The following is a 22,061-nucleotide window of genomic DNA, read 5'->3' as shown; positions in this document are numbered from 1 at the left end:
GGAATAATATGGACACAGTAATTTTTGTAGATTGGGAAAATTTACGACATGAAATTAAAAAGATTCACAGAGATCAACAATATACCTCATTCAATGAAGTTACCATGGATTACAATAATGCATATCATGTCATAGCCCTCATTCATTCATTCCTGCTAAAAGAAGAGCGGCTTAAGAAGATTTTCTTCTACACAGCAAAGCCGCTAGAAGAAAAACTCTTGGAAAAAAATAAAGAAGAACACAACAAAAAAGTTGCTCAAATCACACAATTCTTAGATGATATTGTAAGACTGCCATTTGTCGCGACAAGGCTTGGGGTGTCTAAGTTTCGTGGAATAGATTCACATGGCCATCCAATAATCATTCAAAAGCAAGTTGATATGCTAATAGGACTAGATATAGCCCATATTGTATACAACAAACTAGCTGATAGAATTATGATCTTTTCTAAAGATATTGATCTCATTCCAGCGATGAAATGCGCAAGAACAAATGGCATGACAACCATTTTAGCAAACCTTAAGAATGGCTTTGAAATTAACCACAGTTTAATTAAACATTCAGATTTATTACGTTCTAGGAGCTGTGATGAGATCATAGAATATGTCCAAAGTGCTCTCCATTTGCAAGGTAAAAATGACTAGATAAGGAATATTATGCAGTTATCAAAGTTTAGTGATTATGCGTTTCGCGCCCTTATATATCTTGCAGAAAATAATGATAGATTAAACACTGTAGAGCAAATGGCAAAAGAGCTACAAATATCACAAAATCACCTAAAAAAGATTATTCATAAGCTATCAAGAGGGCATTTCATAGAATCATTTAAGGGTAGAGAGGGCGGCATAAAGCTTGCCAAACAGCCAAAAGAAATCAATCTAGAATCAGTCCTATTATACACAGAAAATAATATTCATATAGTGGATTGCCTAAAACAAGATATAGGCGAGTTATGTCCATATCATGCTGATTGTAACTTGAAAGTTGTAGTAAAAAATGCTCGTGATGCGTTCATTCAGGAATTTAGCAAATATCATTTATCAGACTTGCTAACCACAAATAAACATTAGGTAAATTCGATAGCAAAGCATTAACTAGTATTGCTAAAATGTATATGATTTAGAATCATAAATAGCCATTGGTAGATAATAGACTAGTTGACAATATACCTACAATAAAAATATAAGAATCATTAAAACTACAAAATTATATCTTTACGCGTAAAAAACTAAAAGCGGGAAGACGAGTAGGCAGCACAATAGCATTAGTGTTACCACTATGAATTGATTCTAATTCTCTTCCGCTTGCAGTCAAAATTTTAAATAGCTTAAGATAGAATCTATCCTCAATGCAAATAATCTGACCTATGTCATTTTTTATTTCACCTAAATGACAAAATTCTTCTTTCATAAAATCCACATTATTAGATGTATTAGTTGTCGTATTATGCACATTGTCCTTTAGCAAAGATTCCTTAATGTAATCTTCTTTATTGCTATATGAATCAAGCATAGATTTAGATGGAAAACTAAGGCTAAAATTTGAGCCAGCATAACACTCTAAAGGGGAAATAATCTCTAACCAATCATTTTTTCTAATAGTATGCTTGCAAAGGAAAAATTTTCCACTCTCATCTACTTCTGCACAAACTTGATAACTACCATCACTAATAGCACTAAGGAAATTTTGAGTATCAAACCTTTGAAATGGTCTATGCACAATATATCCATCGCTAAAGCCCCTATTCTTTAATGTGTGCAATTCGTATTGATAAAGATTCTCACGTTTAGTGTTTTCATAATAGTCTTGCATTGCAAGCTTATATGTGCGAGCAGTTATAGCAGCATAGTAGCTACTCTTAGTGCGCCCCTCAATTTTTAGAGCATCAATGGCATTTGATTCTAAAATATCATGAATATGACTCGCTAGATTCAAATCTTTAGAATTGAAAATATGCGTGCCTATGCCCTCTTCTTGTTCTAATCGCATAAGCATATTGTTATCTGGATTCCTTACATAAAGCTCTTGTGGGTTAAACTCAACTAGATTCTGATTTTTCTTATCTCTTATAAAATATTCATAATCAAATCTGCAATCATTAGCACAGCTTCCCCTATTTGGCACTCTACCATGTTGCAAAGCAGAAATTAAACAGCGACCAGAAAAAGCAAAGCACATACTACCATGCACAAATATCTCAATCTCTAAATCTGGCAAAACCTTCTTAATCTCTATGCAATCATTAAGACTAATCTCTCTAGCAGCAACAATTCGCTTAACACCCATATCAAAATATACACTAGCATCAAGAACATTTAGCACATTTGCCTGTGTTGATAGATGAATAGGAATATTTGGTGCAATCTTGCGCGCCAATCTTACAACACCGGGTGCTGCAATAATAAATGCATCTGGTGATAAATCGCGCATTTTTGCAATATGATTCTTAAGGCTATCAATTTGTGAATTAAACGGGAATCCATTGATCGTTACATAGACCTTCTTCCCTAGTCCATGCGCATATTCAATTCCTAGCCTAAAATCCTCATAACTAAAATTCTTACTAGCTCTATTTCTCAAAGAAAAATGACTAACTCCACCATATACAGCATCCGCACCATAATGCAAGGCTATTTTCATCTTGCTAAGATTGCCTGCTGGTGAAAGTAGTTGTGCTTTTTTATATGCTTTTTGTTGTGTAGTAAAGCCCAAACTCATAATTTTCCTTTATTTTGCTTTTTGGGATTGTATTAGTGCCATGTAATAATATGAAATCTCTGCTTACTAAGCCTAGCAAATCTTCCAACAATATGTAAATCTATGCGACAAAGTTTTGCAATACGTTTTATACATAACAAATCTTTAGGAGAGAAGCTAAAAAGCAGCTCATATTCCTCTCCACTTTGGTAAACATTACTTGAAGATTTAGCCTTAAAATCCTTTGAAAGGCATAGCCCTAGATTGTTTATATGTTGCAATCTATGTATCTCCATACCTAAACCATCACTAATATCCATACAAGCGTGAATATACTTTTGCGCCCTAAAAAGAAATTTAGCACGTAAAACTGGATTAATAAACCTTGCCTGAATGCTAGAAGATTCTATAACAGAGTTATTAACACTAGAAAGCTCAACTTCATAGCGTAAAAGTTTTCTTAAGCATTGTAAGCTCCTACCCAAATTTCCTTTGCGAATGCTAGTATAAGCTAGCAAATCACCACATAAAACATCTCTTCTGCTTAAATACCTACCTTGTAGCTCACCCATAATTGTTACATGGAATCCAAGTCCACTTCCTTTAATAGTATCTCCACCTATAAGCATAATTTGATATTCAAGGCAAATCTCTTGCAAGCCATCTATAATTTCTTTTATATTAGCTTTATTAATGTAACTAGGCAATGTAATCGCTAAAAGAGCAAAGCATGGTTTTGCACCAGAACTAATAATGTCTGATATGGTGATTAAAAAGGCTTTCCTTGCCAAATTTTTATAACTTATCCACTGTGTTTTAACTGCATATAATAAAAAATGAGAGCCCTCTATAAAGCTATCCGTAGCTATAATTAGATTACCCTTTTTTGTTATTGGCTTCGTCCTTAATAATGCACAATCATCATCTAAGTTGCCTATTATTTTGCTTTGGCGCAATGTATTTAGGAAAAATGATTCTATATCCATCTATGTTCTCCTTATGGTTAGATTCCAATGTGTTATAATTATAAAAATAGAATTAAGGAAAAGGAAAATGTCAATCCAAAGAGATGACAATTCTATACAATCAACCACACAAAAACCACAAACAATAAATACAAACGATGAAACCACAATTATAGACGCTAGAAAAAAAACTAACAAAGAATCATCACAATCAATAATACCAAATAGCACAACAAATATAGAAGAATATAATCAACTAGAACATCAAAATAATAAGCTAAACAATTCAAATTATGATGAAAGTCCTTTTTTAATACAAAGCAAAACCTTAGACTTAATAGAAGTTGAAGATTCCAATCAAGAATCAAAGGTATTTGCACAAAATGGGCAAATCACACAAAATATTAATCAAGATTTTAGCAATGACTTAGAATCTAGTTTAACACAGCAAGAAGAGCAAGAAGAATTAGAGTATGAGGAAAATAAAAAAGATGATAAAGAAATAGGCAAAGATTTTACTAGTAGCCATGATCCTATAAAAGATGATTTAGATAAAGACTTAAATGAAGATTATATAGAAAAAGATTCTCCAAAAGAATCTACTTCTATGGAAAAGGAAGAAGATTTAGAACAAAACTCTACTAAATATCTTAAGGATTCTAAAGTCAAAGACTCTGGTATGAATTCTAAAATAGATGAAATACTAGATGCAAATGATTTAGATTTAGTGTCAACTATCAAGGCAAATTATCAAAGCAAATCAATTGATTATATTTTATATTCTAAAAGAATATTCATTGGTGTGGGGATGCTTGCATGCTTTACTGGATTATATATCGGATATTTGTTTTTTGGTGCAACTTCGCTTAATGTGCTATGGAATCTAAAAAAGGATGAGGAAAGAATTGCCAAAGAGGTTGAAGATAGACGACTAGAAAATGCAAGACTGCAAAAAAAAATGTTAGAGCTAGAAATGTTAGAACCACAAGAGCTTTAAGGATATGAGAGAAGCACTATATAAAGAAGCTTTTAGCATTATTGAAATGCTGTTTGTAATTCTAATAATAGGGCTAATAAGCACAGCTTTATTAAGAAATATACAATCTTTGCAATCACAAAACAAAGCACTACATAAATTCCTACTAAAACAAAGCTCGCTATTTGAAACACAACTATTCATCAATAAGCATCTATATCTAGCAAAGATAGATTCAATTATTATTTCAGGTAATACGCTGCAATATGATGCCTATAATGCCCTATTCTTACCAGCAAAAAATGCCAACTTCATGGATATTTCTATGAAAACCACACCTCAAACAATAAAACTAATAAATAGCGAATTATATTTCAATGATAAGCTACTATTAAAAGGAGTAGAGACATTTCTAGCAAGCACCAATAAAAATGCGCAAGATGAAATAATCTTATCTTACAGGCTTTGCATAAAGGATACAAGCAAGAACAATAAATGTATAGACGAGCATTTGCTTTTAGATAACATAGAAATTTTTTACAAATAAGGAAAAATTATGAAAAAATCAAGAAACTTGCATGTATTAGCACATAAATTATCTGGAGAAAAACTTGATAATAATAAAATATCCATATCAAAATCAAATATACTTTGGCGCAGCAACAAACCTCTTGATGAAATACTAAACATACTAAAAGAGATACAACAAGCATATTCAAATATCCTAAATATGTCTGATAACAAACAAACAACAATAAAGTTTATACATAAAGAATATAGACCAAGCTTTTACACAGTAAAAAAGCTCATTATTCCAACTGAAACAAAAGCTATAAATAGCCTAGATTCTAAAATTGGACTAAAACTACTGCAAAAAAGAAATAACCCGTTTATAAATCAAGATTACATAATAAGGACAACCACAAGAGCTAAAAATATAATCACAAGAACAAAAATTATAGAATCAAGGCAAAATCGACAACTAAGATTCTATGATATATCAAAAGAAGAACAAGTAAGAGTGCATATATTCAAAGTGCCAAATAAAGATTGGATAAAGGAATATAAAAACAGCATACAGCCTATTATATGCGGACAATTTTATATATCACCAAGCTGGCATAAAGATAAAAAAGCACAATTTATAGCCAATATAAAAGAAGAATATAAACCAAATCCAGACTTATTTCAAACAATAATAATTGAGCCATCTCTTAGCTTTGGTAGCGGACATCATGCAACAACTCGCATGTGCATTATGTTTTTAAGTAAGACTAAACTAGAAGGAAAAATTATGCTTGATGTAGGTTGTGGAAGTGGCATATTATCCATTATAGGCGCAAAGTTGGGGGCAAAAGTATATGCTTGTGATACAGACTCATATGCATGCGCGCAATCAAGTCAAAATTTCTATAAAAATAACTCAACATACGAAGCAATATGGCAAGGAAGCCTAGAATCCATAGGTAGAAAAATAGCTACACCATACCACAAAGCAGACATACAAAACATAAGCAAAAGTTCCAATATAAAGAAAAAAGACATCACATTGCCAAACGAATATGACTGCATATGTGCCAATATTGTAAGCTCTGTTTTGTTGCTACTAAGGCAGAAGTTAATAGAATGTCTAAAGCCTAGAGGGACTATGATATTATCTGGGATTCTTGATGATTCTAAGGATAAAATTATTAACGCATTTAAACCTTTAAGGCTTATAGAAAAACAGCAAATTGACGAATGGGTATCCTTAAAGTTTATAAAAGGGTAATATAATTATTAGGTTTTATTGTAAATTAAGAGAGAAGATATGGCGGGTAATGACATGAACAACAAAAAACCAAACAATAAGAACTCTATTCTTATTTTTATAGTTTTGGGTATCTTAGCATTCGGTATTTTTAAATTTTTCTCCCCTGACGATGCAAGCCTATTTGGACGTTTGGGAGGCAATAGTATAAGTCAAACAATCGAGTATTCGGAATTTAAGGAATTAATAAAAAGTAGACAAATACAAAGTGTATCAATCGGTCAAACAGTAATTAAAGCTATAAGTGTAAATGCACATCCTACAATTTACTACACAACAAAAAAAGTTCAGGATATGACATTAATACCACTACTTGATGAATATAAAATTAAGTATAGTGGCTTTAGTGAGCAAAATTTCTTTACAGACATGCTAGGTTGGCTTATGCCTATATTTATAATCGTTGCTATATGGATGTTTATGACTAGCCGTATGCAAAAAAACATGAGTGGAGGAATGTTTGGACTAGGAAACGCAAGCAAGCTAATTAATGCCGAAAGACCTAATGTTAGATTTGATGATATGGCTGGGAATAAGGAAGCAAAAGAAGAAGTTGTAGAAGTTGTTGATTTCCTTAAACACCCAGATCGATATGCGGCTGTAGGAGCTAAGATTCCAAAAGGCGTTTTACTAGTTGGACCTCCTGGCACAGGTAAAACATTACTTGCAAAAGCAGTAGCTGGTGAGGCTAATGTGCCATTTTTTTCAATGAGTGGTAGCAGTTTTATTGAAATGTTTGTAGGGCTTGGTGCTAGTCGTGTGAGAGATTTATTTGAGAAAGCAAAAAAAGAAGCTCCAAGCATTATCTTTATAGATGAGATTGATGCTATAGGTAAAAGTCGTGCAGCTGGCTCAATGGTTGGAGGAAATGATGAAAGAGAACAAACACTAAACCAACTTTTAGCAGAAATGGACGGCTTTGGCAGCAACGCACCAGTAATAGTATTAGCAGCTACAAACAGACCTGAAGTTCTAGACCCTGCACTACTTAGACCTGGTAGATTTGATAGACAAGTACTTGTAGATGCACCTGATTTCAAAGGTCGAATTGATATTCTTAAAGTGCATATTAAAGGAGTAAAGTTATCTAAAGATGTAGATTTAACTGAAGTCGCAAAATTTACTGCTGGGCTAGCTGGTGCTGATTTAGCAAACATCATAAATGAAGCAGCATTACTAGCAGGTAGAGAAAACCAAAAAGAAGTTTCACATAGACATTTCAAAGAGGCTATGGAAAGGACCATGATAGGATTAGAAAAGAAATCTCGCAGATTATCACCTAAAGAAAAAAAGATTGTCGCATACCACGAAAGCGGACATGCGCTTATGGGCGAAGTTACAAAGGGAGCACATAGAGTAAACAAAGTTTCCATTATCCCAAGAGGAATGGGAGCTTTAGGATATACATTGCACACACCGGAGGAAAACAGGCACTTAGAGCAAAAACACGAGATGTTAGCCACTATTGATGTGCTTTTAGGTGGTAGAGGCGCAGAGGATGTTTTCTTAGATGAAATATCTAATGGAGCGTCTGATGATTTGAGACGGGCTACTGGAATCCTTAAAAATATGATAGTGTATTATGGTATGACTGATGTTTCTGGACTGATGGTATTAGAGGATTTTACAGCAAGAAATAGATTCTTAGGGGGAGGCAGTAATACTAGGGAGTATAGCAATGAAACCGCACAAAAAATAGACGAATATATTCAAAAACAACTAGAAGAACATTATGCGCATGTAAAGCAAACTCTAATCCACTATAAAGGTGCTATAGAATCTATGGCAAACGAATTATTAGAGAAAGAAGTCATAGAAGGCGAAAGAGTAAGAGAAATCATTGCCAACTATGAAAAAGAAAATAACTTAGACACTAGATTAATACCGCTAGAGGAAGGATAATAACTTTATACAAAAATTCATAGATTTGATAGGATTTTGGATTATCTTATTAATGTTTAATAATCTAAATTATAAAGATGTGAAATATCGCTTATGAGTTTGGAAATTTCAATACATACTTAATACAAAAATGCGAATTAATAATTCATATTTGGATTAGTATTAAGACATTCAATAACTAATAAGTCTTAAAAACAGAATATTTTAACCATAAAATTATGTAACAAGCAATATAGATTCAGATAATAAAAGCAAGCTATACTAAAATGTTACAAATGGAGAATTAGTAAAAAGCTAAATTCCTTAAGTAGATAGCAGTCAATTATAATTAATTATCGCATAAAACCTATTAAGGTCTATTCATGCAAACTAAGATATTTTTTACAATCATATTTACCATGTGTTTATGCGCAATAGGAACGTTATATTACGCCTATATACCCGATATGATCATTGCATTATTACTTTGCATAAGTATATTTTGGATTAAAGCCCCATTAAAAAAGCTTCTAAAATACGATATCCTAGCGTCATTATCAATCATTGTTTTTATAATATGCTTTATATTTATACCTCTTGGATTTATACTCTCCTACACAGTAGTTATAATAAGAGATACAGATTGGAATAATTTACCAAATCTATTCTACATAGCTAAAGAACATATAATTAATGTATTTCAATCTATACCCGAGCTACAAGAAAGATTGCCATTAGAAGATATAGCATCATATATAAGTGAGTTCTCACCAGCAAAAATTTCCGCAATGATTCTAAAATATACAACAGCCCTAGGACAAGGTAGTTTTAATATTATATTAGATGGGTTTGTCATCATAATTTTCGTATTCATTTTTCTACACTGGGGACAAATGGCTTATTCATATATAACAAAGCTACTTCCATTTAGCGCAGAACAAATAAACCAAGTTTCACATGAAGTAAGCGGCACATTAAGAATAGTATTTCTATCTACGATTTTTAATGTAGTCTTGCAAGGAAGCGCATTTGGCATTATTACATATATGTTTGGTTTTCATGGCGTAATACTTGGGATTATTTATGGAATTTGCTCTCTTATACCAATTATTGGAGGTGTAATTGTATGGTTACCTATAAGTATAATATTATATCTAAATGGAGATACAAAGGAAGCAATAATACTAGTATTATATAGTGCTATATTTATTGGATTTATTATTGATAATCTTCTTAAACCTTGGATTATAGGAATTGTTAATGCCAAGTTATTAGAAAAACCATTGCAAATCAGCGAATTTCTTATATTCTTCGCAATTCTAGCAGGTATAGGCTCATTTGGATTTTGGGGAATAATCATAGGACCAGCAATCAACGCTCTATTTATAGCCTTACTAAGAGTATATGAACGAGATTTCTTATTTAGGATTGAAAAATGATAAAACCAAAACGGAATCTAAATATATTATTTATCACAAAAACTAAATATCAGAATTTTACATACAAGCAAACAAATACTTTAACTTGTAGTAATAAAAAAGGCATATTATGAATACTTGGAATAATATATACTCACATTTTAGCCCAATAGCATTTGAGATATTTGGATTTAGTATACATTGGTATGGCTTAGCTTACATTACTGCCTTATTACTTGGGTTTGGCATAGCAAAGTATTTTGCTAATACAAATCAGAGATTTAAAAATATTAGCTCTAATCTACTTGATAGTTATTTTATATGGATTGAAGTAGGAATTGTATTAGGAGCGAGATTTGGCTATCTATTCATATATACAGATGATTTCATATATTATATAATCAAACCATGGCAAGCTTTCAATCCATATGTAAATGGAGAATTTGTAGGCATAGCTGGAATGAGCTTCCATGGAGCTGTGTTGGGATTCTTGATTGCCTCATTTTTATTTTATAGATTCAAGAAACTATCAAAGACTACTGCATGCGAATTATTGGATTTAGCCGCAATTAGCATGCCGCTTGGTTATGTCTTTGGACGTATAGGAAACTTTTTAAATAAAGAGCTATACGGCAGGGAGATAGAACAAGAATGGCTTAAGGGTATTGGCATTTATGTAGACGGTGCGCTGCGTTATCCAAGTCAACTTATTGAAGCTTTCTTAGAGGGGATTGTGGTATTCTTGATAGTATATTTCTTCTTGTATAAAGCAAAAACGAAAGGAATGCTAATGGTAATTTATGCGCTTAGTTATGCTGCTGCAAGATTCTTAGCAGAGTATTCAAGAGAGGCAGATTCTCAAATGGGATATTACTTCTTACATCTTAGTATGGGGCAGATATTAAGCATTATTATGATGATATTTGCAATTTTGCTTTGGTGGTATATATATCCAAGCAAAAAAGTCAATACCATGAATAATAAGACAAATAAATAATAAGGAATACTGATGACATATACTTCAATGTTAATATTCATTATATATGCATTCAATAATTTTAAATGTAATGGATTTAATATATTTGGCTTTAAGGTCTTTGACTTAAGTGCACCATTCTCATATTTTGAGGCATTTAGCACAATTATATTAGTGCTTGGCTTATCTCTATGTATATTTTTATACTTATTTAATAAAGGAAAAAGCTATAAGAAAAAATAATATGCATAAATATATACAAAGCTTATTTAAATAAAGTTTCGCAATATACGAAATATTGCCAAAGCAATAGACATTATGATAAAATACTTTATTAACTCGGAGTATGGCGCAGTCTGATAGCGCGCACCCTTGGGGTGGGTGAGGTCGTGGGTTTGAATCCCGCTACTCCGACCATCGTAAACTCTTCTAAATCATATTTAATAAAATAGATTCTAAATTTTCTACTTTAGCACTATATTTATTTCTAAAAATATTCATATTTCAATCTTAAAAATAATGTAATATCTTTCATTGGTAATATAAAACCTATTGCTTAAAATATATTTTTGATATAACATAGCACAAAAATTTGTGTTAGAATTACAAAATATAATTATAGATTAAACTAAATATTAACATTTTTATAAAATAGTTAATTTAAGCTATACAAACTTATACATTGAATCCTAGTAAAAAATAAATCAAATATAAATATATAGTAAACTCAACTACATAGCAAAACATATGCAGATGCTAAGATTAAGTTTTAACAAATATTTTTTATAATCTCTGCGATATAAACAAGCATATAAGGACATGTATGTCAAATATAGCCACTATTAAAGGCACGGAAAAGGTAAAGCTAATATCCATGTTAGCGTTCATGTCAAGCGTTGCTCCACTTGCTACAGATATGTATCTACCAGCATTACCCAATGTTAGCAAGAGTTTTGAAGTCGATGATTTTTACGCACAGCTATCACTTGCAAGCTTCTTTGTAGCATTTGCGCTAGGGCAATTAATCTATGGTCCATTAAGCGATATATTTGGATGCAAGAAACCGCTATACATTGGCATAATGCTATTTATTGTATCTAGCTTTGGTTGCATGATTATAGATTCTATATATGCTTTTATTGTGCTGCGATTTTTCCAAGCACTAGGTGGTTGTGCAGGAGTTGTAATAGCAAGGGCTATTGTAAATGATAAATTCAACTTACAAGAAGCAGCAGGAGTATTTGCTCTTATGATGGTGGTATCATCTTTAGCACCTATGCTTGCGCCATCCATTGGGGCAATATTGCTTGAATTCTTCTCTTGGAAAAGCATATTTTTTATATTATTTCTGTTTGGTATTGGAATCTTTTTATCAATTATTTTTTTACTTGAGGAAAATATTCCTAATACTAAGTAACTATAAGATGATTCTACTTGATAGGGTTTTTATGAGCTATGTAATAGGGGGTGCTCTTGCTATGTCAGCTATGTTTGCCTACATAACAGGATCATCATTTGTATTTATTAATGTCTTTGACTTGAGTAGAAACGCATATGGAATTATTTTTGCAATTAATGCTTTTGGCTTTGTAATATGTTCTAGCATTAATGCTAAAATAGTCTTTAAATCAAGTCCTGCAACCATATCAAAGAATGCCTTTATTGCTATGTGTATATTTGCTGCATTGCTTGTTTTGGTAGGAATAATATGGCATTACTCGCTGTTCTTAAGCTCTAATAATATATATTTAATCGCATTTGAACTTATGCTTTTTACAACAATATCCATGCTTGGATTCCTATTGCCAAATTTAACCACTCTTGCTATGGCAAGATTTAAGCAATGTTCAGGTATGGCATCGGCAATCCTTGGGACAACACAATTTAGCCTAGCTGGAATCATATCTTTCCTAGTTGGGGTATTTGGAGCAAATACACCGCTGTTACTAGCAATCATGATGTTTGGCGCAATACTATTTGGTAGCGCAGTATTTTTTAGTTTGAAAAAGTAACCACTAAGGCTTAAATCATAAAATATATTTCACATCATAAATAAGCATGATAAACGAAATAGTTTCAAAATTATGAAAAAAAATTTAACAAAAACCATAATTTTTAGTAAAAATAATAAAATAATTTATTTAGAGGAGAGAATTAGATGAAAAAAATAATTTTGGGCATTGCTCTTATGTCCTTAATCAACACAGTAATAGGAGCCGAGACGGAGGGACAATATAGTAGCGGAACTGAAGAAATGGCTTTTTGGTTGGATTAACATTGTCTGTAGCAAGTATAAATAGGACTACTGAGGGGTTTATTACCGGTGAAAAAAAATAATTTTGCTGCTATAGGTGCTGGATTTTTAGTTGGATATAAGTTCTTCTTTAACGGTAATATAGGATTAAGAGCTTACGTAGATTCTAATTTTAATTTTTCCGGTATAGAACATTGTAAATTAACAAAATGTGAAACAGAGTGGACAAATAGCTTCAATGATGTCGCAATAAATATAGATTTATTGTGGAATTTTATAAATCTAACAAATTTTTCACATGGAATTGCATTAGGAGTAGGACCTCAATTTGTTTTTTGGAATAAAAAAATAACATTTTTAGAAGACAGCACATTAAAGGTATCTGCTGTATTTAATATTGCCTATCGACTTATTTATACAAAAAGCAGACTTGCAGCAGAGATTGGCGTTAAACTTCCTACTTCTAATCAGATAACATATATCGATCCTAATGCAAAAATGAATATTGTTTCAAGACAATTTTATCTACGTTTTACTGGTTATTTTTAAAGGTTAGATGATATAAGATTCTATATTTATGATAGAGCAATGAAAGTAAAAATTAATCTAAATGGATTAAAGTGCCTATATCATAACCTTATTCAATTACCAATACAAATTTAATATATTGATGCCCCATAAGAGCATCAAGATAAATTCATAAAAGGTTAAAAGAAGTATAAAATATATATTTTAGATTACCCAGAGTCTACACAGAGAGCTTTCTTTATCTTAGTTAATTTTGGACTTTAACATTACAAAGATTTAAGTTATTTTCCTAATAACATTAAGCAAATCTATGTAATAGAAAAAAGGCTTTATAATAAAAATAGCTAAAATGGCATAGATAATATAATCCTAGAAATCTACTTTCAAACTAAACCAATAATTCCTACCGGGTAAAAATCTCTGATAATTGTTCTGATAAGTAGTTGTGTTATTATTAGTAAATTTAGAGAAATCTATAAAATTAAGATTTAATAGATTATTGATTGCAAAGGTTAACATATAAAGCTTAAACAACTTGTAGCTAACAGCCAAATCAACCAATGTATAATCCTTATAAAAATAGCCTACAATATTTCGCACATTGCTTCTTGCATTCCCCGCATTCGCTAGAGTTGGTGTTTGATAATTACCTGTTAATCTTAGATAAGCATGCAGATTCTCCCACTTATAGTTGACCTTGCCAACTAGTTTATGTCTAGGAATGCTATTTACTGGCTCTCCCTTTAAAGAGCCAGATAACTGCTCTGTCCATATAAAGCCATAAGAGGCATCAAGGCTAAAACCATAATAACTCTTAGTCTGCAAGGAGAACTCTACCCCAGCCATAAAAGATTTATCTACATTATTGAAAACGGTGCAAGTAGCACTATCTGGGCAATTTTGATTTACTATTGGCACAAATACGTTTTGCCCACCTGTTACGCTAATACTTTGGATTTGATCTAAAAAATATGTGAAAAATACAGTGCCAACTACATACACAGGATCGGTATCAAAAATAGCAGAGAATTCAGTATTCCAAGATTTTTCAGCTTTTAGTTTTGGATTTCCAAATGCATAAACGGTGCTGCGCCCTACAGATATATCCACACCATCAAAGCTCTCATTTAAGCCAGGTATTTGCATACCACCTGCTATACCGCCCTTTAACGTTAGCCAACTAGTTGGATTATAATTTAGATAGAATCTAGGATTAGGTATAGTGGAATAAAGATTTGCATAATTATATCTTAATCCTAGTGTGGTAGAAAATTGATCTGTCAAGAACCACTGTCCTTCGGCAAAGATTGCAAATTGATGCATATTTCTATCCACCTTATTAGCCGCGACTTGCAACCTTTCCCAGTAATAATAAACACCAGCTGTAACACCTAAATCACCCCCAACTACTAAAGTCATAATCCTGATTAAACATAGAGCTAAGTGCTATGGCTTGATTTCTCCGCATAGAGTTATAATTAAGCAGACCGCTTACATTGCCAAAACCAGTGGTGATATGCGGGATCCTTTGTGTGTCAGAAAATTGAACATAGCTATTTGTCTTACCCCAACTATATGCACCCTCATGATTCACGCTTGTATTTGCCTTATTAAAATCATTAGTAGCAGAAACTGATTGTGCAGAAGTATTTAGAGTTGTATTGGTAATGTGATAGTATTCACCATCAAAGAATATAGTATTCTCTGGATTAATAATCCAATCAATCCTAGCACCAGCATTCCAGCTATACCACCTACCAGGAGCATGACCAAAGAATGGGTTGCCTGCATTATTTGTTACAGTTGGTGTCTTAAACTCATTGGCAAAATGATATTTATATCCCCCACGCACGTTAAATGATAATTTATCCTTAATGATCGGTACTGCTACATAAGTATTAGTTCCATAACTATCTCCCCAGTTTTCCCTTTGCTCTTGGATATTTGCCTCTAACATAACACTACCTGTGAGATTTTGAGGATTCTTCTTTGTAATAATATTAACTACCCCCCCCCCCCATAGCATCAGCACCATATACCACAGATGCCGGACCACGAATAACCTCTATCCTATCTATCATAGATACAGGAGGCATAAAGCTAGAGAATGCTCCGCCAAAGCCATTGGCATCAAAGCTACCATTGACATTTTGACGCTTACCATCAATTAGAATCAAAGTATATGCCGCACCCAAACCACGCATGGTAATTTGATTTTGACCTGTTTTTGTAGCCTCAACAAAAACGCCAGGAACATCTTGTATTGCATCACCTAAATCATTAATAGGCCGCGTAATAATTTCCTCTTGTGGAATTACCGTAATAGATGCGGGGGCATCCTTTTTGTCTTGTGCGAAACCAGTAGCAGTTGTAACAACAGAATCTAAGCGATATTTAACTTGATTATCATCTTTGTTAGAATTTTGGAGTTGAGATTTGTCCATCCCAATATCGTCATCTGCTAAGATTGAGCAATAATAAACAAGGAACAAAAACTAAATACTTTTAACTTATGTATATTTCTACTACATACATACATGATTATAAACTCCTCACTATAATTAGATTTTCATAAAAACTATTTCAAAATTATAATCATAAAAAAATAATAATAATCTTAAGAATAAAAATAAATAGTTTATAATTTAAATATTAATAATTGTTTGTATAATTTAATTATTAGGTTTAGCAACACACTTTAGATTAAAATTAACTTAAATACTTTTAGGATTAATGGCTAAAGAATAAAATCTATTTACTATAAAAATAATAAATGCAGTAAAAAAATATCATCATATCAATAAAATGAATGTAATAATCAAAAGCTAAATTATGTGAAATTGGTATAAAAAATTCTAGAAACTAAATTCATAAAAAGGTAAATTTACTTCAGCAAATAAAGACAGACATATTAAACAAAAAGAGAGTTAAAAAAGTGTCATTAGATTGATTTGATAAATTTAGAGTAAATTACAAGGCTAATAGATTATTGATTTGCGGTTTGTTTATCAATTTCCATTTTATTAATCTCTATTTTGATACATGCATCTTGGACAAAATTAATACCAAGCTCTTCGCATAAAAGACGAACATTATCATTTGTAATACCAAGTTGCAACCAAAAATTCTTTATTCCCTTAGCACTTATATCATCTATAAGCTCAGTAGCAAATTCACCTTTGCGGAACATAAGCACTAAATCAACATTTTCGTTTATTTTTCTAATGCTTGAAACTGATTCTTTCCCCAAAATTACACATTTTTTAGGATAAACTGGAAAAATCTCATATCCCCTTTCTTGTAAATATTTACTAACCTCATAGCTAGGTTTGTTCTGATTTGGGCTTAGTCCAACAACTGCTATATTCTTACATTTTTTTATAATATCGACTATCGTCTTTGATTGTGAATTATTTAGCATTAATTAATTATCCTCTAATAAAGCTATATTATCGTATCGGTGAAATTCATGCAGAATAACTATGCCTTAACACCAACCTCATATTCTATATCATAATATTCAAAATCCTTCAATAATAGTTTTCGTTTTGTCTCATCAGGAATAAAAAGCAATAAATGTAATGAATTTTCATTCTTAAAATATGAAAAATCAACACGTTTCTGCCGCAATATCTCATTTAGACAAAAGAATTTATAATCATCAAGGTTTTTAACTACTATTTTAGTTGGATCTATCTTTATATCCACTTCTTTCTTTACATCTATAGAAATGTCAAGAACATTTGCGGGAAATTGAAAAGTAGAAATTTTTGAAACCTTTTCTGTATTCTGAATCCACTCCTTATTGTTAGAAATCTGAATTCTAGGAGGTGTAATAAATCCCTCATTTGAAGGGATAATCACAGGCGACTCTTCTATCATAACATCGTTATTTTGCAATTTTTTATAAAAAGCATAAACACTATATGAACCAGCTATAACAACAACAAAACCTAAAGCTATAATAATACCCTTAATCATGCGTTAAGCCTATTACATTTACTTAAGATTGATTATCTTTATTTTGTAATTGTTCTTTAAGATCACCTAATACATCACCTAATACAACTTTTTCATAAGAATTATATTCTCTTAATTCTTGTTGTTCTTTTTTCTTTAACAACTTACGCACAGAAACACGAATCCTATTAGCTTTCTTGTCAATATGAACCAAAACACCGTCAATTTTATCACCAATCTTCATATTTTCTTTATCAATATTACTACCTAAGTCTTCATTGCGAATTACGCCATCTACATCTTCGCCATCAATACTAATAAAAACTCCAAATGGCTTAATGCTAATAACATTACCACTAATATCATCTCCTATTTTATATTTTTGAGCAAACTTACTAATAGGAGACTGTTCTAAATCACGCATATTAAGAGAAATTTTTTCATTTACTCTATCTATTTTTTGAATCTTAACTTCTACTTCATCTTCCTCATGAAACACATCTCTGCATTTTTTAGACTTATTCCAAAAGGCATACTCATTATGAACCAACCCATCTACCTCACCCACACTAACAAACATACCAAAATCAGTAAGCGTAGCTACTTTTCCTTTTAATATATCACCAACTTTATGACTCTTAACAAACGCGTCAAAAGGCTTATCTTGTAATTTTTTAAGGCTAACGCGTAATTTCTTATTAACCGGATCAATCTCAATTACCTCAACATCAATCTCGTCTCCAACATTCAAATAATCCCTGGGCTCTTTTATATTTTTCTCCCAAGACATCTCTGAAACATGCAAAAACCCTTCAATATCATTACCCAAATCAACAAATGCACCATAAGACTCTATATTGCTAACCGTAACACGAATAACATACCCAACTTTAATCTCGTTATCAATATCTTTCCAAGGATCCTCTGATAAGGCACGAATTGATAATGAAAGCCTATTTCTCTCTTCATCAAATGATACAGGTTTAACCTGAACTATATCACCAACCTTATAAATCTTAAATGGGCTTACAGGACCCTTATGGCTAATCTCTGTAACATGAACCAATCCCTCAACACAACCAACATCTACAAATACACCAAATTTTTGAATACTTTTAACAACTCCTTCATAAGCTAATCCACTTTCAATAAGCTTCTTTGCATGCTCTTTTTGAATATCAGAATGGATACCCAAATACTTCCTTCTAGAAATAGTAATAGAGCATATTTCTGGATTAACATCTATAATACATGCTTTGATGGTTTTGCCCTCATGTTTAACATCATCTTTTAGCCCAGCATAATAACGCGGCATAAAATACTCGACACCGCTAGCAGAGCTAACAACAAAACCGCCTTTATTTTTCTTAATTATAACTCCTTCTACAATTTTATCCTTATAATCATCTCCTAATGCCTTTATTTCTTCGCTAGTTTTTTGAAACTGCAAAGCCTTCTTATGCGAGACTCGCAAGCTACCTCTCTTTGAAATATGAACTAAGATAGTATCACCAACTTTAAATAATAGATTGCCTTCAGAATCTTTTATCTCTCTAATGTCCATGCGTCCTTCTTTTTTCTCTTGGACATCTACCATCACTGAATCTTCATCAATCCTAACAATCTTACCTTCCCTTAAAATATTCAAATCATCTTCTTTTTCAGAATAATGGTATACTTCTGCAAAATCCTTTCCCACATTCGGATACATTTCATCAATTTTCTCTGGTCTCACTAACATCAGTTACCCTTAATATTATAATAGTTTATATATTTTAGTATAATTTTCTTTTGAAGTTGCATAAAAAGCATGTAATTTATATTGTTAAGTTAATGTGCATTTATGCAATTAAGATGCATATCTTTATTCTGCCATAAAAGTATTGACTATTCAATTAATTTTTCTTAAGGATGTATATGCAACATACTATAGCAATTACGGGAGGCGGGACAGGTGGTCATCTATCCATAGCTAAGGCATTAGGCATAGCTTGCAAAGCACAAGGCATTAATACATTATATATAGGTGGGACAAGAGGTCAAGATAAAGAATGGTTTTATGGAGGCAATATATTTGATAACATGTTCTTCCTAGATTCTGTTCCAGTTGTGAATCAAAGAGGACTAAATAAATTTAAAGCTCTTGGCAAAAATATAATCCAAGCAAAAAAAGCAAAAAAAATCATGCAAGATCTAAACACTAGTGCTTGCATTAGCGTCGGAGGATTTTGCGCTGCTAGTGGGGGGTTTGGCTCTTTGATTGGTGGAATTCCATTATTTATACACGAACAAAATGCTTTCATAGGCTCTCTTAATAAATTGCTAAAACCATTTTGCAATTTATTTTTCTCTAGTTTCACATTCAACAATTCAATAATAACTCCATATCCTGTAAACGAAATCTTTTTTGACAAACAAAGAGTGAGGAAAAACCTGAATTTTATACTATTTTTAGGTGGCTCACAAGGAGCTAAAGCGATTAATGATTTAGCATTAGCATTAGCTATTTCATGCCATGAGAAGGGTATAAAGATTATACATCAAACAGGAAAAGCTGATTATAAAAGAGTCCAAACAGAATATCAAAAACTAGGATTTAGCACAAAAATGCCAGATATAGAACTAAATCAAAATAGCAGTAAAGAATCTAAAATGCAAGATTATATATCAAAAGCCAACAATGAAACTAAGTTAAAAAAAGAAGTAATATTATTTGACTTTAGTAGTGAGCTAGCAAATATAATATCTATTAGCGACTTTTGTATAAGCAGGGCTGGAGCATCAAGCCTTTGGGAGCTAACAAGCAATGGACTTCCCACATTATTTATACCATATCCATACGCAGCAAAAAATCATCAATACTTCAATGCAAAGTTTTTAAGTGATAAAGACTTAGCTATACTATATGTTGAAGAGCAAATTAAAGAATGTTACCGGAATAATGACTTAACACAAAAGCTACTAGAAGAGATTATATCTTATCCACTTGAACAATGCTCAAAAAATCTAATAAATCATGCAAAAAGAGATGGAGCAAAAGAAATAATAAACAGAGTAATACAAGACATAAACAATTGAGCCTGATAATACAAAATCTATAAAGCTAGAAGCACTATTTGCTATTCTTTCATTTGAGAGATTTGTTCCTTTGTTAGCAAAATAATGTTTGAATCTTGGTTGTGTTTTGATTCTTTCGTGTCGGCTAGCAATCGGCTAATAGCATTTTTATCAAGCCCTGTTGGATCTATTAGTATCTCTTGAAATTTTGTTTTATTAATTTCTCTAAAGAATTCAGAATCTTTTTTAGCTATTACTACATTATTATTCTTGCTTTGACTCATAATGTCAATCTTAACACTTATTTCCACCTTTGCCTGATTGGTGAGTATAAGAAATCTCTTAACATATTTTAACTGATGACTGGTATAATAGCGATACATTGCTTGCTCGTTTGCTGCTGTAATTTTGCCTTTATCAAGCTTCTTTATAGTCTGACCCAAGAATGTCATCATACAATACGGCTCATTAATATTATGTTTGAAAAAAACATTACGAATTGATACAGACTTCATACCAAGCTCCCAGATTTGATTATCTAGCTGTGTAGCGGTTACGTTTAGAGCTTCTTCAGTCTTTTCTCGTAGCATATTCATGGTTTTGCGGAAAACAGCTTCAAATATCTTTAAATTCTTTTCTGAAAAAGCCTTGCACAAATTATCTAGATTTTCTGATGCGCTTGTAAGAGTTTTGACTTCCTCATGAGCCTTATCTGAATTAGCCCTCATTCTAGCCATTTTTTCTTTTAACTCGTTTTCGTCACCTTTCTTCGCTTCTATCCTCTTGTATATAACCTTAATATCATGAGCAGTAGTTCGTATTTTATTTTGCAACTGCATAATGCGCTCTTTAATTCCACTTGATGCGCGTATTGCACCCTTATAATGAAGCTGATACTCTAAAAATGCTTCTTCAAAAACTCTTTGTGGATTAACATCATTTTTACTAAAGAAAGTATGAGAATATTCCAATGTCCCTAGCCTACCATGAAACTCGGCAAACATATCTATATTTAACTTCCTATCTGAAAATATTAAATGATCCAATGCTTTGTTTAAAAACCTCTTACATATAGAAAAATCTATAATAGGAGCTAATGAAGCAATATCTAACTCTTGCAAAAACTCAACGCTTTTTAGCTCTAATGCAAAATACTCCTTAATGCAATCTTGAACACTTCTATCAAGCTCTATTTCTTGAATTTTAAGGTAATTTGTCTGCGCGAAAATCTTTTGAATTTCCCTAGCCCTTAGCTCTGCCTCTTTATTTTTAAGCTCTTCATCTGTATTGCTCTTCCAAAAGTCTATCTCACGAATTAGAGCATCGGGTGGAAACTCCTGATACTTAGAGGCTCTAGCATCAGTTACTTGGATTCCATTATCACCCGTTCTAAATTCCACGTACATTCCAACAGCAGGCCTATTTCTACCATCATGCCAACTCTCCTTCTTAAGCTCAAATATTTTCTTTGAGGCATTCATAATGACTCCAGAGCCAGTAGTTGCTGTATAGCGCGTAATCTTCCCGTGCATTATAGAC

Annotated in this window: 20 protein-coding genes, 1 tRNA gene and 1 pseudogene; 13 read left to right on the top strand and 9 right to left on the bottom strand. The window is 32.0% G+C overall.

From position 1 onward, the window contains the following. The first annotated feature begins 8 nt into the window (after nucleotides 1-8). Entirely contained in the window at nucleotides 9-644 is a 636-nt protein-coding gene (locus LS73_RS05295; RefSeq protein ID WP_034557605.1) for an NYN domain-containing protein, read from the top strand. Between the two features lie 12 nt (nucleotides 645-656). Next, on the top strand, nucleotides 657-1,070 hold the full coding sequence (locus LS73_RS05290; protein WP_034557607.1) for an RrF2 family transcriptional regulator: 414 nt from the start codon (nucleotides 657-659) through the stop codon (nucleotides 1,068-1,070). A gap of 136 nt (nucleotides 1,071-1,206) precedes the next feature. On the opposite strand, the gene LS73_RS05285 is transcribed toward LS73_RS05290, so the two are convergent. Both LS73_RS05285 and LS73_RS05280 read right to left on the bottom strand, forming a co-directional pair. Further along, nucleotides 1,207-2,718, bottom strand: coding sequence for a peptidase U32 family protein (locus LS73_RS05285; RefSeq protein ID WP_034557610.1), 1,512 nt, complete (start codon nucleotides 2,716-2,718; stop codon nucleotides 1,207-1,209). 32 nt (nucleotides 2,719-2,750) lie between these two features. Further along, complete coding sequence (locus LS73_RS05280) at nucleotides 2,751-3,683, bottom strand: thiamine-phosphate kinase (RefSeq protein ID WP_034557613.1); 933 nt, start codon at nucleotides 3,681-3,683, stop codon at nucleotides 2,751-2,753. Nucleotides 3,684-3,750: 67 nt separating this feature from the next. Here LS73_RS05280 and LS73_RS05275 point away from each other — a divergent pair, with 67 nt between their 5' ends. The 10 genes and pseudogenes from LS73_RS05275 to LS73_RS05230 all read left to right on the top strand — a co-directional run bounded on the left by LS73_RS05275 (nucleotide 3,751) and on the right by LS73_RS05230 (nucleotide 13,526). Next, a complete protein-coding gene (locus LS73_RS05275; protein ID WP_052089549.1) occupies nucleotides 3,751-4,659 on the top strand; it encodes a hypothetical protein in 909 nt (302 codons plus the stop codon). 4 nt (nucleotides 4,660-4,663) lie between these two features. Further along, complete coding sequence (locus LS73_RS05270; RefSeq protein ID WP_034557615.1) at nucleotides 4,664-5,185, top strand: type II secretion system protein; 522 nt, start codon at nucleotides 4,664-4,666, stop codon at nucleotides 5,183-5,185. Between the two features lie 9 nt (nucleotides 5,186-5,194). Continuing rightward, nucleotides 5,195-6,409, top strand: a complete 1,215-nt coding sequence (locus LS73_RS05265) for a 50S ribosomal protein L11 methyltransferase (protein ID WP_052089550.1) — start codon at nucleotides 5,195-5,197, stop codon at nucleotides 6,407-6,409. A 39-nt stretch (nucleotides 6,410-6,448) separates the two neighbouring features. Continuing rightward, nucleotides 6,449-8,350 carry an ATP-dependent zinc metalloprotease FtsH gene (ftsH, locus tag LS73_RS05260; RefSeq protein WP_034557617.1) on the top strand — a complete coding sequence of 634 codons (1,902 nt, stop codon included), beginning with the start codon at nucleotides 6,449-6,451 and terminating at the stop codon, nucleotides 8,348-8,350. Nucleotides 8,351-8,712: 362 nt separating this feature from the next. Beyond that, nucleotides 8,713-9,768, top strand: a complete 1,056-nt coding sequence (locus LS73_RS05255) for an AI-2E family transporter (RefSeq protein WP_034557619.1) — start codon at nucleotides 8,713-8,715, stop codon at nucleotides 9,766-9,768. 109 nt (nucleotides 9,769-9,877) lie between these two features. Next, nucleotides 9,878-10,744 (top strand): prolipoprotein diacylglyceryl transferase, encoded by an 867-nt coding sequence (gene lgt, locus LS73_RS05250; protein ID WP_034557622.1) that lies wholly within the window; start codon nucleotides 9,878-9,880, stop codon nucleotides 10,742-10,744. A gap of 12 nt (nucleotides 10,745-10,756) precedes the next feature. Then, nucleotides 10,757-10,966 carry a hypothetical protein gene (locus LS73_RS09925; protein WP_034557624.1) on the top strand — a complete coding sequence of 70 codons (210 nt, stop codon included), beginning with the start codon at nucleotides 10,757-10,759 and terminating at the stop codon, nucleotides 10,964-10,966. 97 nt (nucleotides 10,967-11,063) lie between these two features. After that, nucleotides 11,064-11,140: transfer RNA gene (locus LS73_RS05240), tRNA-Pro, on the top strand. A 406-nt stretch (nucleotides 11,141-11,546) separates the two neighbouring features. Next, nucleotides 11,547-12,735: pseudogene (locus LS73_RS05235) on the top strand (multidrug effflux MFS transporter). A 311-nt stretch (nucleotides 12,736-13,046) separates the two neighbouring features. Then, nucleotides 13,047-13,526, top strand: coding sequence for an outer membrane beta-barrel protein (locus LS73_RS05230; RefSeq protein WP_158654941.1), 480 nt, complete (start codon nucleotides 13,047-13,049; stop codon nucleotides 13,524-13,526). Nucleotides 13,527-13,874: 348 nt separating this feature from the next. Here the strand turns inward: LS73_RS05230 and LS73_RS05225 are convergent, their stop codons facing one another. The 6 genes from LS73_RS05225 to LS73_RS05200 all read right to left on the bottom strand — a co-directional run bounded on the left by LS73_RS05225 (nucleotide 13,875) and on the right by LS73_RS05200 (nucleotide 19,206). Then, nucleotides 13,875-14,924 carry a TonB-dependent receptor domain-containing protein gene (locus LS73_RS05225; protein ID WP_034557629.1) on the bottom strand — a complete coding sequence of 350 codons (1,050 nt, stop codon included), beginning with the start codon at nucleotides 14,922-14,924 and terminating at the stop codon, nucleotides 13,875-13,877. Beyond that, on the bottom strand, nucleotides 14,902-15,561 hold the full coding sequence (locus LS73_RS05220; RefSeq protein WP_138069995.1) for a TonB-dependent receptor: 660 nt from the start codon (nucleotides 15,559-15,561) through the stop codon (nucleotides 14,902-14,904). The genes LS73_RS05225 and LS73_RS05220 overlap by 23 nt, the downstream gene beginning before the upstream one ends. Beyond that, complete coding sequence (locus tag LS73_RS05215; protein WP_138069994.1) at nucleotides 15,506-15,949, bottom strand: TonB-dependent receptor plug domain-containing protein; 444 nt, start codon at nucleotides 15,947-15,949, stop codon at nucleotides 15,506-15,508. The genes LS73_RS05220 and LS73_RS05215 overlap by 56 nt, the downstream gene beginning before the upstream one ends. Nucleotides 15,950-16,491: 542 nt before the next feature. Next, nucleotides 16,492-16,926: a CoA-binding protein gene (locus LS73_RS05210; RefSeq protein WP_034557630.1), complete on the bottom strand. Its 435-nt coding sequence runs from the start codon at nucleotides 16,924-16,926 to the stop codon at nucleotides 16,492-16,494. Between the two features lie 59 nt (nucleotides 16,927-16,985). Further along, on the bottom strand, nucleotides 16,986-17,486 hold the full coding sequence (locus tag LS73_RS05205) for a hypothetical protein (protein WP_034557632.1): 501 nt from the start codon (nucleotides 17,484-17,486) through the stop codon (nucleotides 16,986-16,988). 22 nt (nucleotides 17,487-17,508) lie between these two features. After that, a complete protein-coding gene (locus tag LS73_RS05200; protein ID WP_034557634.1) occupies nucleotides 17,509-19,206 on the bottom strand; it encodes a S1 RNA-binding domain-containing protein in 1,698 nt (565 codons plus the stop codon). Between the two features lie 176 nt (nucleotides 19,207-19,382). On the opposite strand from LS73_RS05200, the gene LS73_RS05195 reads away from it, so the two are divergent. Continuing rightward, nucleotides 19,383-20,543 (top strand): UDP-N-acetylglucosamine--N-acetylmuramyl-(pentapeptide) pyrophosphoryl-undecaprenol N-acetylglucosamine transferase, encoded by a 1,161-nt coding sequence (locus LS73_RS05195; RefSeq protein WP_034557635.1) that lies wholly within the window; start codon nucleotides 19,383-19,385, stop codon nucleotides 20,541-20,543. Nucleotides 20,544-20,584: 41 nt separating this feature from the next. On the opposite strand, the gene LS73_RS05190 is transcribed toward LS73_RS05195, so the two are convergent. Further along, nucleotides 20,585-22,054 (bottom strand): hypothetical protein, encoded by a 1,470-nt coding sequence (locus LS73_RS05190; protein ID WP_034557636.1) that lies wholly within the window; start codon nucleotides 22,052-22,054, stop codon nucleotides 20,585-20,587. Nucleotides 22,055-22,061: the final 7 nt, after the last annotated feature.

The organism is Helicobacter muridarum (assembly GCF_000765805.2).
GTDB lineage: Bacteria > Campylobacterota > Campylobacteria > Campylobacterales > Helicobacteraceae > Helicobacter_A > Helicobacter_A muridarum.
The sequence above is the reverse complement of the archived record's forward strand: the minus strand, read 5'-3'. Positions and strand labels throughout refer to the sequence as shown.